At 45.7% G+C, this 14263-nt stretch carries 14 protein-coding genes; 7 read left to right on the forward strand and 7 right to left on the reverse strand.

The features are described 5' to 3' along the window. The first annotated feature begins 114 nt into the window (after positions 1 to 114). Together ACYVF1_RS13600 and ACYVF1_RS13605 are read left to right on the forward strand one after the other, a co-directional pair. Positions 115 to 1362, forward strand: a complete 1248-nt coding sequence (locus tag ACYVF1_RS13600; RefSeq protein WP_461079560.1) for a sugar MFS transporter — start codon at positions 115 to 117, stop codon at positions 1360 to 1362. 100 nt (positions 1363 to 1462) lie between these two features. Beyond that, entirely contained in the window at positions 1463 to 2383 is a 921-nt protein-coding gene (locus ACYVF1_RS13605; RefSeq protein ID WP_461079562.1) for an ROK family protein, read from the forward strand. 96 nt (positions 2384 to 2479) lie between these two features. On the opposite strand, the gene ACYVF1_RS13610 is transcribed toward ACYVF1_RS13605, so the two are convergent. Together ACYVF1_RS13610 and ACYVF1_RS13615 are read right to left on the reverse strand one after the other, a co-directional pair. Further along, positions 2480 to 3493, reverse strand: coding sequence for a zinc-binding alcohol dehydrogenase family protein (locus ACYVF1_RS13610; protein ID WP_461079564.1), 1014 nt, complete (start codon positions 3491 to 3493; stop codon positions 2480 to 2482). Positions 3494 to 3552: 59 nt separating this feature from the next. Beyond that, positions 3553 to 4731 (reverse strand): cysteine desulfurase family protein, encoded by a 1179-nt coding sequence (locus ACYVF1_RS13615; protein ID WP_461079566.1) that lies wholly within the window; start codon positions 4729 to 4731, stop codon positions 3553 to 3555. 105 nt (positions 4732 to 4836) lie between these two features. Between ACYVF1_RS13615 and ACYVF1_RS13620 the strand changes: the two genes are divergently transcribed. Further along, a complete protein-coding gene (locus ACYVF1_RS13620) occupies positions 4837 to 5703 on the forward strand; it encodes a mechanosensitive ion channel family protein (protein WP_461079568.1) in 867 nt (288 codons plus the stop codon). Between the two features lie 54 nt (positions 5704 to 5757). Here ACYVF1_RS13620 and ACYVF1_RS13625 read toward each other — a convergent pair whose 3' ends face one another. After that, complete coding sequence (locus tag ACYVF1_RS13625) at positions 5758 to 6492, reverse strand: TlpA family protein disulfide reductase (protein ID WP_461079570.1); 735 nt, start codon at positions 6490 to 6492, stop codon at positions 5758 to 5760. Positions 6493 to 6680: 188 nt separating this feature from the next. On the opposite strand from ACYVF1_RS13625, the gene ACYVF1_RS13630 reads away from it, so the two are divergent. Next, positions 6681 to 7043, forward strand: a complete 363-nt coding sequence (locus ACYVF1_RS13630) for a DUF1304 domain-containing protein (protein WP_461079572.1) — start codon at positions 6681 to 6683, stop codon at positions 7041 to 7043. Between the two features lie 257 nt (positions 7044 to 7300). Here ACYVF1_RS13630 and ACYVF1_RS13635 read toward each other — a convergent pair whose 3' ends face one another. From ACYVF1_RS13635 to ACYVF1_RS13645, 3 genes are all read right to left on the reverse strand, one after another. Next, positions 7301 to 8629 (reverse strand): ammonium transporter, encoded by a 1329-nt coding sequence (locus tag ACYVF1_RS13635; RefSeq protein ID WP_461079574.1) that lies wholly within the window; start codon positions 8627 to 8629, stop codon positions 7301 to 7303. Positions 8630 to 8696: 67 nt separating this feature from the next. Continuing rightward, positions 8697 to 9854: a porin gene (locus ACYVF1_RS13640; RefSeq protein ID WP_461079576.1), complete on the reverse strand. Its 1158-nt coding sequence runs from the start codon at positions 9852 to 9854 to the stop codon at positions 8697 to 8699. Between the two features lie 356 nt (positions 9855 to 10210). Next, positions 10211 to 10561 carry a 4Fe-4S dicluster domain-containing protein gene (locus ACYVF1_RS13645; protein ID WP_461079578.1) on the reverse strand — a complete coding sequence of 117 codons (351 nt, stop codon included), beginning with the start codon at positions 10559 to 10561 and terminating at the stop codon, positions 10211 to 10213. A 133-nt stretch (positions 10562 to 10694) separates the two neighbouring features. Here ACYVF1_RS13645 and ACYVF1_RS13650 point away from each other — a divergent pair, with 133 nt between their 5' ends. Further along, positions 10695 to 11729, forward strand: a complete 1035-nt coding sequence (locus tag ACYVF1_RS13650; RefSeq protein WP_461079580.1) for an acyl-CoA reductase — start codon at positions 10695 to 10697, stop codon at positions 11727 to 11729. 35 nt (positions 11730 to 11764) lie between these two features. Here ACYVF1_RS13650 and ACYVF1_RS13655 read toward each other — a convergent pair whose 3' ends face one another. Beyond that, on the reverse strand, positions 11765 to 12556 hold the full coding sequence (locus tag ACYVF1_RS13655; protein WP_461079582.1) for a hypothetical protein: 792 nt from the start codon (positions 12554 to 12556) through the stop codon (positions 11765 to 11767). Positions 12557 to 12744: 188 nt separating this feature from the next. Between ACYVF1_RS13655 and ACYVF1_RS13660 the strand changes: the two genes are divergently transcribed. Both ACYVF1_RS13660 and ACYVF1_RS13665 read left to right on the forward strand, forming a co-directional pair. After that, entirely contained in the window at positions 12745 to 13353 is a 609-nt protein-coding gene (locus ACYVF1_RS13660) for an outer membrane beta-barrel protein (RefSeq protein ID WP_461079584.1), read from the forward strand. 323 nt (positions 13354 to 13676) lie between these two features. Continuing rightward, positions 13677 to 14237 carry an RNA polymerase sigma factor gene (locus tag ACYVF1_RS13665; RefSeq protein WP_461079586.1) on the forward strand — a complete coding sequence of 187 codons (561 nt, stop codon included), beginning with the start codon at positions 13677 to 13679 and terminating at the stop codon, positions 14235 to 14237. Positions 14238 to 14263 lie beyond the last annotated feature (26 nt).

A 14263-nucleotide genomic window follows, 5' to 3' on the forward strand; every position in this document is an offset into this window, starting at 1 on the left:
AGCGAGAACAATTGCGGGTCTAAAAGGTAGTTTAGCGCCAGAAATTCCTTTACTACTCCAAAACTTCGTATCTGGCAGTCGAAACCCTTTCGCGCCGTTTCTTGACCTTAACTCATGCAGGCAACTCCCGCAGTTCATCCGGCAACCAAAGCCGCTTTTACCGAAAATAAATACCTTGTTACGTTAATATTTGTTACGTCGCTGTTCATGTTCTGGGGAGTCGCTATTACTATGGGCGACGTATTGAACAAGCACTTTCAGCATGTTTTGAACCTGACCAAGACCCAATCTGCCTTTGTGCAGTTTGCTATTTTTGGCGCGTATGCCGTGATGGGCATACCGGCGGGGCTGTTCATGAAACGGTTTGGCTATAAAAACGGCGTATTACTTGGGCTATCGCTTTTTGCATCGGGCGCGTTCTTATTTGTACCTGCCGCTGCCGCAGCTTCATTTACATTCTTTGGTATTGCACTTTTTATTTTAGGCTGTGGCTTGTCAACGCTTGAAACGGTGGCTCACCCATTTGTAGCCTCCCTCGGCGACCAACGTACCAGCGACCAACGTATCAATTTTGCTCAGGCTTTCAATGCTTTGGGCGCTATCATTGGGCCAGCAATCGGGTCTTATTTTCTGTTACGGAATAACACGGAGGGAAGTACAGATCTGACATCCGTTAAGACTTTATACATTGCCATTGGTAGTGTAATTGCATCCATTGCCATTCTTTTTTCGTTCGTAAAAGTCCCCGCACTAACAGACCCACACGCCGTCGTAGCCGATCCCGACGCAGCTAATGTAGATGTTGAGCCAGGAAAAACTCTTTTTGAGCATAAGCATTTTGTATGGGCCGTAATTGCGCAGTTTTTCAACGTAGCAGCACAGGGAGGAACCTGGGCGTTTTTTATTAATTATGGGCACGAAAAAATGGGTTTCTCAGACGCTACAGCCGGAAACTATATGGTGCTCTTCATGGGACTCATGCTGGCCGGACGTTTTGTAGGCACTTTTCTGATGCGGATCATCGCGCCACATACGTTACTAGCCATTTTTGCCGGCAGCAATATCTTGATGTGCCTCATTATTACTCAAAGTTTGGGGTGGCCCTCTTTTATTGCCTTACTGATGCTCAATTTCTTTTTTAGTATCATGTTCCCAACCATTTTCAGTTTGGGATTGAAAAATCTGGGATCGCACACGCAGCAGGCATCTTCGTTTATTTCAATGGGCGTAGTTGGTGGAGCCGTTTTTCCTTTTCTGATGGGTATGGCGGCCGAGAAAGACGTAGCCAACGCATACTACCTGCCTATTATCTGCTACGCCGTTATTTGCCTGTTTGGCGCTAAATTTTACAAGGTAAAATAAACGTATCGGCAACCCGTCTATTTTTGTGGTTAAACCGAAAAGTCAGCCGATGTACTACGTCGGTTCCTGACGACATTCATCATTTTTAGCGTAACAACAAATGCAAACGTATTGGGGGGTTGATTTAGGGGGGACCAAAACAGAAGCGGTTATTCTGTCGGCACCTTCGCCCGATGCCGTGATTATACGAAAGCGAATCGCTACAGAAGCGCACCACGGTTACCAGCACATCATTAATCAGATCGTCAAACTGATCGATCAGGTTAAGGCCGAAACGAATATTCAGCCCGATAAAATTGGCTTCTGCACGCCCGGCACAATCGATCCCGAAACAGCAACCATGAAAAATTCCAACATGGTCTGCATCAATGGCCTACCCTTCCGGGAAGACCTCAGCCGTGCGCTGGGCGTCGACGTAACGACGACCAACGATGCCAATTGTTTCGCTCTTTCCGAAGCTACGATGGGCAGCGTTCAGGATGTAGTCCCTGATTTTAGAATGGTTTTTGGCGTTATTCTCGGAACAGGCGTCGGTGGAGGTGTTGTTTTTCGTGGCCTCGACGGAAAGCCGGTAGTGCAGGCTGGACGGCAGGGAATTGGCGGAGAGTGGGGTCACAATATTCTCGAGGAAAATGGATATCCCTGTTACTGCGGCAAGCGAGGTTGTAACGAACAAGTTATTTCGGGTCCAGCCCTCGAACGGTTTTACCACGAACAAACTGGCGAAAAACGCACGCTGAAGGCCATTCTTGACCGCTACCAAAGCGGTGACGATACGTATGCAGCAGTCACCGTTGAGCGCTTGCTGGAGAATTTTGGCAGAGCCATTTCTACGATTGTCAATATGCTCGATCCCGACGCGATTGTGCTGGGCGGTGGCGTTGGCAATGTCGATTTGCTTTATACCGAAGGAGTTGAACGAGCAAAAAAATACGTATTCAACGACGGACGACTTAATACGTTATTTCTCAAACCCAAACTTGGTGACAGCGCCGGGGTATTTGGAGCGGCTTTACTATAGATTTTGGCCCCGACAGGCTCTGGCTGTCGGAGTCGCAATAGCGATTTATTAGAAACCATCCGGCCAATCCGACAGCCAGAGCCTGTCGGTGCCACACTAATACACAATCACCGTTTTGCCGATGGTTTTGCCGCTCTCCTGCAAGCGATGGGCTTCCTTTAGATTTTCAGCGGTGAACCCAGTTATGGTTTTGTTCAGCGTCGTTTTTAACGTACCGTCATCCAGTAATTTCGCTACCGTGCTCAGAATGTTGTGCTGCTGAATCATGTCGCTCGTCTGGAACATAGAGCGGGTATACATGAACTCCCACGAAAATGATACGCTCTTATTTTTCAGCTTATTAAGTGCCACCGGTACCGACGAACCGGTGATGGAAGCAATATGGCCCTGCGGTTTGATGAGTTCAGTGACGGCATCCCAATAGCCGTTGATATCAACAAAGTCCAGAATAAAATCAACTTCTTTGAAGCCAGCTGCCCGCACGTTTTCTACCAGATTGTCATGACTCACAACTACGTCTGCTCCCATTTCTTGGCACCATTCCTGCGTTTCAGGACGTGAAGCCGTAGCTATGACTGTCAGATGAGCTAATTTTTTGGCTAGTTGTATAGCAATGGAACCTACACCACCTGCCCCGCCAATCATCAGAATACTCTTACCACTATCTTTCTCAGCACTAATCCGTAGCCGGTCGAAGAGAATTTCCCAGGCGGTTAGTACTGTAAGCGGCATGGCAGCTGACTCGGCATCATTGAGTGTAATCGGTTTACGCCCCACGATACGTTCATCAACTAGCTGATATTCAGCATTGGCACCTGTACGAGTCAGGTCACCGGCGTAGTAGACCTCGTCACCCGGCTTAAACAAGGTAACTTCTTCTCCAACTGCTTCAACCACGCCAGCCGCATCCCAGCCAATGACTTTCGGTTCTGGAAGCACTGTGTCTTTAGCGCTGTTTTGCCGAATTTTAAAATCCACTGGATTAACGGAAATAGCCTTTATTTGAACCAATAAATCTTTGCCTTTTGGCTCAGGAATCGGTGTTTCAAATTCGATGAAGCTCTCCGGCTCCGAAACGGGCAATGATGTTTTAAAACCTATTGATTTCATTACGTAATGCGGGCTTTCACCCGCAGTTGTTGATTTAATACGTCGAGCTTTTGCCCGTCTTACTTAACCAATTCTTTCTGATAGAGCCCTACTAACGTATCAACGGCGTAATCTATCTCATCCGGCGTATTGTATTTTCCGAATGAAAACCGAACGTAGCCACGATCCTGGTCAATACCGGGCAGGGCCGCCAGTACGTGTGATCCAACGTTTGAACCACTCGAACAGGCCGATCCACCCGAAGCTGAAATCCGGGCAATATCGAGGCTAAACAGGAGCATATCATTAATGTCGGAAGGTGGCAGACTTACGTTTAAAACGGTATACAAACTGTTTGCTACGTCGGCGGAATCACCGTTAAATTGAACCTCAGGCATTTTTTCCCGTAGTCGGTCAATCATTCGTTGCTTTAACGCAGTGATGTGCTGTTGGTGAGCGTCCATATCGCGGTAAGCGATTTCCAGCGATTTCGCCAGCCCAACAATCCCGTAAACATTTTCGGTCCCCCCACGCATGTTACGTTCCTGTGCACCACCGTACACAAACGGATGAATCTTCACGCGATCGGCATTGACGTAGAGAAAGCCTACGCCTTTGGGTCCATGAAATTTATGGCCCGCCCCCACAATGAAATCGACGGGCAGTTGCTGCAAATTGTGCCGAAAGTGGCCCATGGTCTGCACCGTATCGGAATGAAAAATAGCGTCGTATTGACGGCAAATCTCCCCTACCCGATTCAGATCCAGCAAGTTACCGATTTCATTATTTCCATGCATCAGCGATACCAGCGAGCGACCGCCCTGTACGCTACGTTGGCTCTGCAAAAGTTCTTCAAGGTGAGCCAAATTGATACGTCCTTGGGCATCAATATCAACCAGACTTAATTGGATAGTACCTTGCTCGGCCAGGTGCTGAAGCGTATGCAACACAGCATGATGCTCCAATGGTGACGTAATGGCGTGACGAATACCGTAGGTTTCGATGCTACTACGTATCGCCGTGTTGTCGGCTTCGGTGCCTCCCGACGTAAAGAAAACTTCAGCGGGCGACGTATTGAGCAACATAGCTACTGTTTTACGCGCTTTCTCGATGGCCGTCCGCACCGTCCGGCCGTGGCTGTGAATAGATGAAGGATTGCCAAACTGCTCGGTCATCAGGGGCAGCATGGCGTCCAGCACCTCGGCATCAAGTTGGGTAGTAGCGGCATTATCCAGGTAAACAGCAGCGGTCGGTGTCATTCTACATTCTGATTTGTTGGGTGCAAAGGTACGGTCAACCTTAGTAATGATGAAACACAATCGAAGGCCCTGTCGTTCTCCAGATACCACTACGCACTACATACTATGGATTTTTCGCAGGCTTCCGGCCTCATCTACGCTGAGCTTTCGTCTTGGTCTCGCACGGCTATTCGCTACGTTCCCAAACTGGCGGTAGCCATTTTAGTGCTGCTTTTCTGTACGGTTCTGGCGCGTTGGCTGAGCCGATGGGTAGTGCGGGGCCTTAATCGGATCAGCACAAATCTATCGCTCGTGAACCTGACAGGTGCAGTGGTACATGTAGTGATTATGGGAATTGGGCTATTTATAGCGCTAGGTGTTCTGGGGCTGGAAAAAACCGTAACTTCCCTTCTGGCGGGTGCTGGCGTAATTGCGCTGGCTATTGGATTCGCTTTTCAGGACTTAACCGCCAATTTCATATCGGGCACCATGATTGCCCTGGCGAGACCCATTCAAGTGGGCGATACCGTTGAAACGAACGGTTTCACGGGTAAGGTGCTGGATATAAAACTACGTTCAATTGTTATTGATAACGGTAAAGGGCAAACGGTCGAGTTACCAAGTAAAGACGTTTTTCAAAAACCAATTACGAATTTTTCGCGGATCGGGCACCGACGTATCGAATTAAATGGCGGCATTTCGTACCTGGATGATATGGCTCACGCTCAGCAGGTTGCCAAAGCTGCCGTCAGCCAGCTTTCTTTTGTACTCACTACGTTTCCGGTTGAACTTCATTATCGAAATTTCGGTGATAATAACGTGCAGTTCGTCCTTTATTTCTGGATAAATCCATCCGTAACCAACCCTCAGGCGGCTTTGAGTGAAGCTATGATTGCCGTAAAAAGTGCTTTCGACAAACAGCATATTTTAACCGTTTTCGCCGGGCAAACATTTGATCTGAAACAGAAGCTAAACCCAGAAAAAAATGTATGAAGTATGTACTATGAGGTATAAAATGCAAATAGCTCATACGGCATACTTCAGCTATCAGTACAGCGCCGTAAGCACCTGTTTCAGGCGATCGTAAATACCGGGACCTTGTAGATTAGCTGCAACGTTCCCGGATTTATCGATAACAATAATTGTCGGAACTGAGGTTATGTGAAACTTATTGTGAAATCCGTAAGCATTCGGCACTGGACCAAATGGAAGATTTTTGAGAATCGGGTTTTTGTCGTCTTTCGACTGTTCACTATTCAGCACACCCAAAACCACGGGCGGGGTAGCGGATGGATTCGCGTGCAAAGCAGCAGCAAAATCAGCGGATTGTTTTTCGTCCCAAAACTCCTTCTGTAAGCTAATCAGAAAGCTCAGAATCACTACTTTGCCCACCAGTTCGGCGGAACGATAGACTTTACCATCCAGCCCCGTCATAACAAAAGGCGGCATTACCTGCCCACCTTTGGGCTGTTTGGCCGGGTCACGGTCGCGGAAACGATGCGATTTTTGCTCCTCAGTGGTCGAAACCCGCATCAAGTATTCCCGTGGCTGGCCGTATTCATCGTATTGAGGCACTAAATGATAAGCAAACGGGTCGTTTTTCGTCAACTGACTGTATTCATCTATTGATAGCCGTTGGCCAGTTGCCTGGTCCAGAATAGGTTTTTCTTCTACACGCTGGCTTGTTTGCCCGCTGATTTTTTGCACGCTGCCTTGTGCCATACATAACGTATTGATCATCAGCAGGCAAACTGCAAGGACTAGTCGTTGATTCGGAACCATTTTGTAATAAAGTTTTGCAGCCTCTGAAGGCGATACGTAACATTTGCTACGTACCATTCGAAGACTTTTTCTGGCCAAATCAAATATCGGGCCAGATCGACCACAGGCTTTAGAAAGTACAGATCATTAAGGAGTTAGTAAGCTATTTTTCGCATATTCACGCTCAGAAAATTAATACACATTCAATCATGCATTTACTTGCTGACGTACTGGTAGGTCTTGTTGCCATTGAGCACATTTATATTTTATGGCTGGAGATGTTCGCCTGGACTACACGCGGACGCAAAACTTTTCGCTCGCTCCCGCCCGAGCTGTTCGAACCCACTAAATCGCTGGCTGCCAATCAAGGGTTGTATAACGGATTTCTGGCCGCAGGATTAATCTGGTCACTACTCATCGAAGACAACCTCTGGGCTAGAAACGTTGCCTGGTTCTTTCTGGGATGCGTTATTGTTGCTGGTATATACGGTGCTCTAACAGCCCAGAGATCTATTTTTTACGTTCAAGCTCTTCCAGCTATCCTAGCTCTGATCGCTACGTTGTTGACCTGAAATGAATTTATAGCGTTGTAGAGTCGGAGGGTTATAAAGTTCTGGATATACCATTCTCGGCGGGGTTACAAACTCAATACCTCATAAAAGCAGGAAACCGCCCCCAAGCGGGAGCGGCTCCATGAGTACAACAAAACCACAGATAAAACTGTCAGACGTTTGGGCCAGACAGGTGCCTGTGGCTCAGTCGCTTATAATGGATGAAGTGTGATGTAGAACATACGTAGTACCAAAATATATTCTACATCATATCTAAATTAGGCTTCGATCAGGAACTCATCGTGCTGGCTGACATCCAGACCAACTTTCTCGTCTTCTTCGGTCACACGTAGTGGCAGAATCAGGTCGGTAACTTTCAGCAACAGGAACGACATACCGAATGCGAAAGCCGACACACCTACCAGCGCAATCATGTGCTCAACGAACAGACCGGTTTCGCCGAAAGCCAGACCTTCAACGGTTACGGCTGAGTTGATGCCTTTCGAAGCGAAAATACCCGTCATAACCATACCAACCATTCCGCCAACACCGTGGCAAGGGAATACGTCAAGGGTATCGTCGAGGGTTGATTTCGAGCGCAGATGTGCTACGAAGTTCGAGATGATAGAACTGATAGTTCCGATAAAAATTGCCGTTGGGATCGTAACAAAACCAGCCGCGGGCGTGATAGCTACCAGACCAACTACTGCACCGATACAGAACCCAAGGGCCGATACTTTTTTGCCTTTAGCCGCGTCGAACAATACCCAGGCTAAGCCAGCTGCTGCAGCGGCTGTATTAGTCGTTGCGAAAGCCGAAGCAGCCAGCGGAGTAGCACCCACTGCAGAACCAGCGTTAAAACCAAACCAGCCAAACCACAGTAAACCAGTTCCTAATAGTACGAACGGAATGTTTGCTGGTGGAAAATAGCTCGCTTCAATTTGCGATTTCCGACGCTTCAGATACAGAGCGCCCGCCAGAGCAGCCCAGCCAGCCGACATGTGAACAACCGTACCACCTGCAAAATCCAGTACACCACGCTTAAACAGAATACCTTCTGGATGCCAGGTCATGTGTGCCAGTGGCGCGTAAACGAACAGGCTGAACAGAATCATGAACAGGACATACGACCGGAAGTTGATACGTTCGGCCATCGAACCTGTTACAAGAGCGGGCGTAATTACGGCGAACTTCAATTGGAAGAAAGCAAAAACAACCAGCGGAATCGAAGCGGCCAGCGACCAGGGCTTACCATCGAGTACACCTTTGAACATGAAATGGTCCATTGGGTTTCCGATAAATCCGCCAATTGACGTACCAAACGCCAGGCTGAAACCTACAACTACCCAAAGTACACTGATTACGCCCATGGCAACAAAGCTTTGCAGCATGGTAGAAATCACGTTTTTGTTGTTGACCATACCCCCGTAGAAGTAAGCCAGGCCGGGCGTCATTAGCAATACAAGCGCAGTAGCAACGAGCATCCAGGCCGTGTCGCCCGAGTTAATACCCTCTGTTACGATCTGCGTAGGAACAGATGGAGACAGAACAGCCAATATGCTGATAATGAGCAATATGGCAAGCGGAATGTAATTGGGTTTTTGCATGATACGTAAGCTGTTTTTTTGTTGTACTAATATTTAAAAAATGGTTAAGAAAACGGGGATACGATTTTTAGAATTTAAAGATGGCCGCCATACCGAGGGTAGCCTGCGACGGCGTCAGTTTGCCATCATTTTTCTCGAATTTATCGGCTGAATAACTGTCGATACGTAGTTCAGGCTTGAGTAGGATGTGACCATCGGCCGCTGTGATATTGCCAGTCACCGTAATCGAATTTACGCTGGCACCGTTACCGGCAGCATCAGTCAAACCACGCACACCACTTTTGTTGTCAAACATTTCATAGCGAATACCCAGTCCGAATTTATCCGTGAAGGCGTAGTTCGAATAGATTGCATATCCGCCCCAGCTTCTCGAAGCCGAAGGGCCGCCTGCGCCTTGATAATCACCCTTTTGTGAACCGGTAGCTGCATTCAAACCCAGAAAGAACTTAGACGTAACCTGGTACGTAGTAGTCAGGTCGAACAGTTGATAGGAGGCATCATCCTGGCTCACAGCGTCAACAGCTTTAGAAGCTTCGTTCGACGCAATCGCATTCAGATACACGTTCCAGCCCGAAACCGGGGAGAAAAAGAATTGCCCGATCAGTCCTTTCTTTTTATTGTTGTCGAAAAGATTATCAACGTTATTGACCAGACCAACCATCAACGATGCTCGATCGCTGAAAGCATATTGCGCTTTCAAACCGATGTGATAGAATGGCCCATTGTTGAAGAGGTTCGACAGCGAATAGTTGTAGTTTACAGGAGCGTCGATGACTTCATAGCCAATGTGCGTTCCAAACTGACCGGCCGTAAACGAAAGTTTGCTCGTAGCCTTGAACGTAATGTATGCCTGCTTAATAGCCAACGCGGTAGAACCTGTTGTTCCTAGTAGTCCTACATTATTACCATAGTTCCCTAAATCGGCGAATGGACCGAAAGCCAGGTCCATTACGGCATCTACTTTATCGTGGGTGTAAACGGCTTTTGCCTGAATCAGGCCAATTCCAAACTGACCCGCTTTTTGATCAAAAGCCCGCGCATTACCAGCATTTGAACCATTTAAACCCAGGTTCGACTGGCTTTTTGGATTATTAAAATTCCCAAAATAATACGTATCCATGTAACCGGAAAAAGTAAATTTTCCGGAAGCAGCGGAGGTTGAATCCTGCGCCTGAACGGCAAACCCTAAAAACAAAGAACTAATAAGTAAAAAGACTTTTTTCATAGTTTTAATTTGGTTGCATAGGATTGTTACTGTGGTCTTATTTCGTAGCAAATTTTATTACTTAAATTATCCTATGCAAGAACTTGCTTTAAATAATTATGTCTTTTTTCAATTTTAAGTCAATTTTGTTAGAATTATACTATTGAATCTAGACTAAATGCCTAAAATGTCTTTAAATTTATTTCTTGTAAAATATTTTGCCCTTTAACTATTTTACCAAATATTCTTTTTGCTTATATTGTCTGATCCCAGAAAGATTCACTTTTTCACCTACTCAGAAAAGTGCAAAAACAAAAAGGCCCAACCAGCGAACTGATTGGGCCTTTTTGGTGATAATTGGTTTACATGCCGTACTTCTATGCTTCAGCGTGTAGCCAGGCTTTTTTCGCCAACAATGTATCTTCTTCTTCTTCGTGCTCTGGATCAGGAACACAGCAGTCGACGGGGCAGACAGCCGCGCACTGGGGCTCTTCATGAAAACCCATGCACTCTGTACATTTATCAGCTACGATATAATAAAATTCGTTTGAAACCGGAGCTTGTGGATCTCTGCCGCCTACTACCGTACCGTCGCCAAAATCAACTTCGGTTAGTTCGGTCCCTCCCCCCCAAGTCCATTCTACGCCACCTTCGTAGATGGCTGTGTTGGGGCATTCGGGTTCGCAGGCACCACAGTTGATGCACTCGTCGGTGATCATGATTGCCATGAGCAGTACTATTTATAAACAGTAAATTTGAAAATTCCTAAATTGAACAACAAATATAATTATTTAAAGGTTGGTACCAAACTAAAATTTCATTCCATTAGTTGATGGTGTATTCCATTTGTTTATCTACTACATGCTTCAATCTGAACGCCTACAAACGTTCGTCGCCTTAGGCGATTACTTACGCTCGGCCGAAGCCCATTCCGAACTGACTGAAATCGCTCATCGCGCTTACCATAAAAATAACTGGTTTACGGTTCATAACTCGCTGAATGCCTTAAGTGCCATTGCCAATGAGTTTCTGACCGCGGAGAAACTAACTGCCTGGCTAAGCAACTACCGATCCGAACCAGAAACACCTCGTACTGTTGGTGTTGTTATGGCGGGAAATATTCCGGCTGTTGGTTTTCATGATATGCTTTGCGTACTTATGAGTGGACACCGGCTGTTAGCTAAATTAAGCAGCCAAGATTTTGTACTTATCCATTATTTAATACAAAAATTAAAGGAGATTAATCCTGGCTTTGCAGATTATGTTCAGGAAGCTGAGCGATTGAATGCAGCCGATGCCTATATCGCTACGGGTAGCAATAATACATCGCGCTATTTTGACTATTATTTTGGCAAAAAACCCAATATTATTCGTAAAAACCGAACTTCAGTAGGGCTGCTGATGGGTGAAGAAAGTGAAGAAGAGTTTGTAAAACTAGGTCACGATATATCTGATTATTATGGACTTGGCTGCCGGAACGTATCGACAATCCTTGTCCCGGACGATTACGATTTTACGCCACTGCTACGTACGCTGGAGCCTAACGCGAAAACGTATTTGGACAATCACAAGTATCAGAATAATTACGATTACAACAAATCGATTTACCTCATCAACGCCATGCCCCATCTGGATAACGGTTATTTATTACTGACGAAAAATGATGGATTAGTTTCTCCGATTTCGGTACTATTTTATCAGACGTACCGAACACATTCCGACGTAATATCTTGGCTATCAGAACGTAGCGACCAAATTCAGGTGGTGGCGTCAGCGCAGAACTGGTTTTCGGGCCATACTACGTTATCAGGGGTCGCCTTTGGACAGACGCAGCAACCGGGCCTGAGCGATTATGCCGACGGCGTGGACACTATGGCGTTTTTATCGCAGCTTTGAATTGACAGGACCAAACTAAGACATGGTCCTGTCAATCAGTCCTCTAGCATAGCTTTTTCTTCTAGTTTGAAGTAATGCTCCAGCGTTTTACCGGCATCATTTTTATAGGTAAGGATTTCACTACGTATCATCCCGGTTTCTTTACCCGTTGCTACGTAAATCCTTTTGCCGGGCATCTGCACTTTTTCTGAAAGCCCACTGTATTCATCGTTCGCCGAAGGCTCATCGGCCATGTAGCGGACTCTACCATCTGGCTCTATTTTAAGCAAATACGTTTTCCCATTTCGGAGGGCTTTAAAAATTCGTACAAAATTGTCTGATTCACCATGCACCAGCCCAATAATGTGCGGAAAGTGGTCATACTCACCAGATGCGTGCTTTCGGTCGATGGCAGCCCATACGCGTTGTAAAAGTGCTACATACTGGTTGAAATCGTCCTGACTGAACCGATCTGGTGAGAGATAGAGCATGGTGCTGGGATGTTGCACGGCGTTATCAGGCTCGTTTCGATATGGTACGTGGTTTTTACCGATATAAACCCGAGTTGCTTGCCCATATAGGTCATCAGCATAGGGAGGTCCCCAATCGGTTGTAAGTGCGTCAATAATTACCCGTTTGCGATTTCCTAGTTTTACAGAATAATCGATTCGGTTGGTACTGAATCCCTTGGTTTCCAGAAATTGTACTTCGTAAGTTTCGCCGTTAAATGTACCGGTATGAAAAGTTTTCCAGCGTTCACACCCAGTCAGTCCCAATAGTGCGGGAAAGTAAACACAGATTAACCGTACCATACGTCCTGACACGACTTTGTTTGTTATCCGAAACATATTTCTCCTATTAGCATAACCTTTTTTCAATTTGGCTTCAAAATCTACGTACTACGTGTATTTCCTTTCTGACAATTAAGTAGGCTATTATCTTAAATTGATGGTACTTATTCGCCAGTTGATATATTTCTTCTGCATCTTTTCGAGCCTTGTTACGTCTCAGATAAATTCACCATCTGAGTGTAAACATGCGAAAGTTACTTATTTTGATTACCCTGTTGATAGCCGCAACTGTCCAGGCTCAAGATTACAAACCGTTTAAAGTGAATGTATCAGTTGGCTATGCCAATCCGTCCGGGCTTGGAGTCAAAGCTGGCGTATTATTTGGTATCGAACCAAAATATAACATACAGCCACGAATTGAAGTAGGCCTCCGGTTAGAAAGTGCTCTGATGATTCGGGGTGTCGAGTGGGATGTAAACAATCACGCATCAACGGGGGTAACGTCAGGTCTCGGATCGGCAGTGCTTACTGGTAATTATCTATTCGGCCCGTTCGGGGATTCAAATTTCCGTCCTTTTGTGGGTGTAGGTCTGGGTATCTTCCACATTGCTTCTGGAGGATCGGTACCCATCTATCAAAATCAAACGAACGCCGATCTGCCCCTAACAGAATATTCTACCATCGGCGGGCTGGTTCGAGCCGGCATTAAAGTAGGTCATTTTGTGGTAGGTATAGATTTCAACGCTATTCCAGACCACGTTTATAAGCTTACGAACTCACCTGTTGAGTACACAACAAAAAGCTCCTATACTGGCTTCCGCCTGGGATTCGACCTTGGTGGTGGACGCCGATAATCGTTGGTACCTTACCCCAGCCCATAAGTACTCCTTCTTTCAAATTAAGGTTAAAAAGTACAGGTTTATTTTTCCAGTAAAACTCATTACTAAAATGAGCTTTACTGGAGCTGGAACCTATTTTTTTCTAAAACCTGGTATGTTCTGTCCTAACTACTATCTGTAATTTAAAAGATTCAAGAATATCTAACTCTGTTTTAATATCATCTAAAATACGATTTCATATAGTTTATTCAAACGTTCTTATAGTAACTCTTTTGTTACCATTATTACAATTATGCAAATGCATAAATTTATGCTTTAACCAACCAATCGCAATCAATATGCATAAGATAATCAAACACTTAACTGACGAGCAATTAGTCTATCGGTATCAGCGTAATCAGCCAGGCGATAGCTTCGAATTGCTCTACGAACGGTACGTTCAGAAAGTGTATCAAAAGTGCCTTCACTTAACCAAAGATCATGAAGAAGCGCAGGATTTGACACAGGATATATTTCTAAAAGTCTTTGATAAACTAAACACATTCCAACATCGATCCACCTTTTCATCCTGGCTGTACGCAATCTCTCATAACTATTGTCTTAATAAAATAAGAGAATCGAAACGTATTTCGGCAGAATCACTTTCAGACCAGATTCGAGATCAGGAATCGGGTGATGAAGGAACCGATCATTGCTTTGAACAAAGAAGTTTGATTTTACTGCAGATACCAGAATCTGACATTATCGTACTGAAACTCAAATATGAACAGGACCTTTCCATTAAGGAAATCGGGGAGCGTTTCCGCATTTCAGAATCGGCGGTAAAAATGCGGTTAAAACGGGCTCGTCAGAAGGTAGTTCGGCTTTATTACGCTGCTCATCCCGCAGCCAAGAGTTAACCAAACTGTCATCCCGGCTGTAAGAC

It is taken from the genome of Spirosoma flavus (assembly GCF_054778555.1).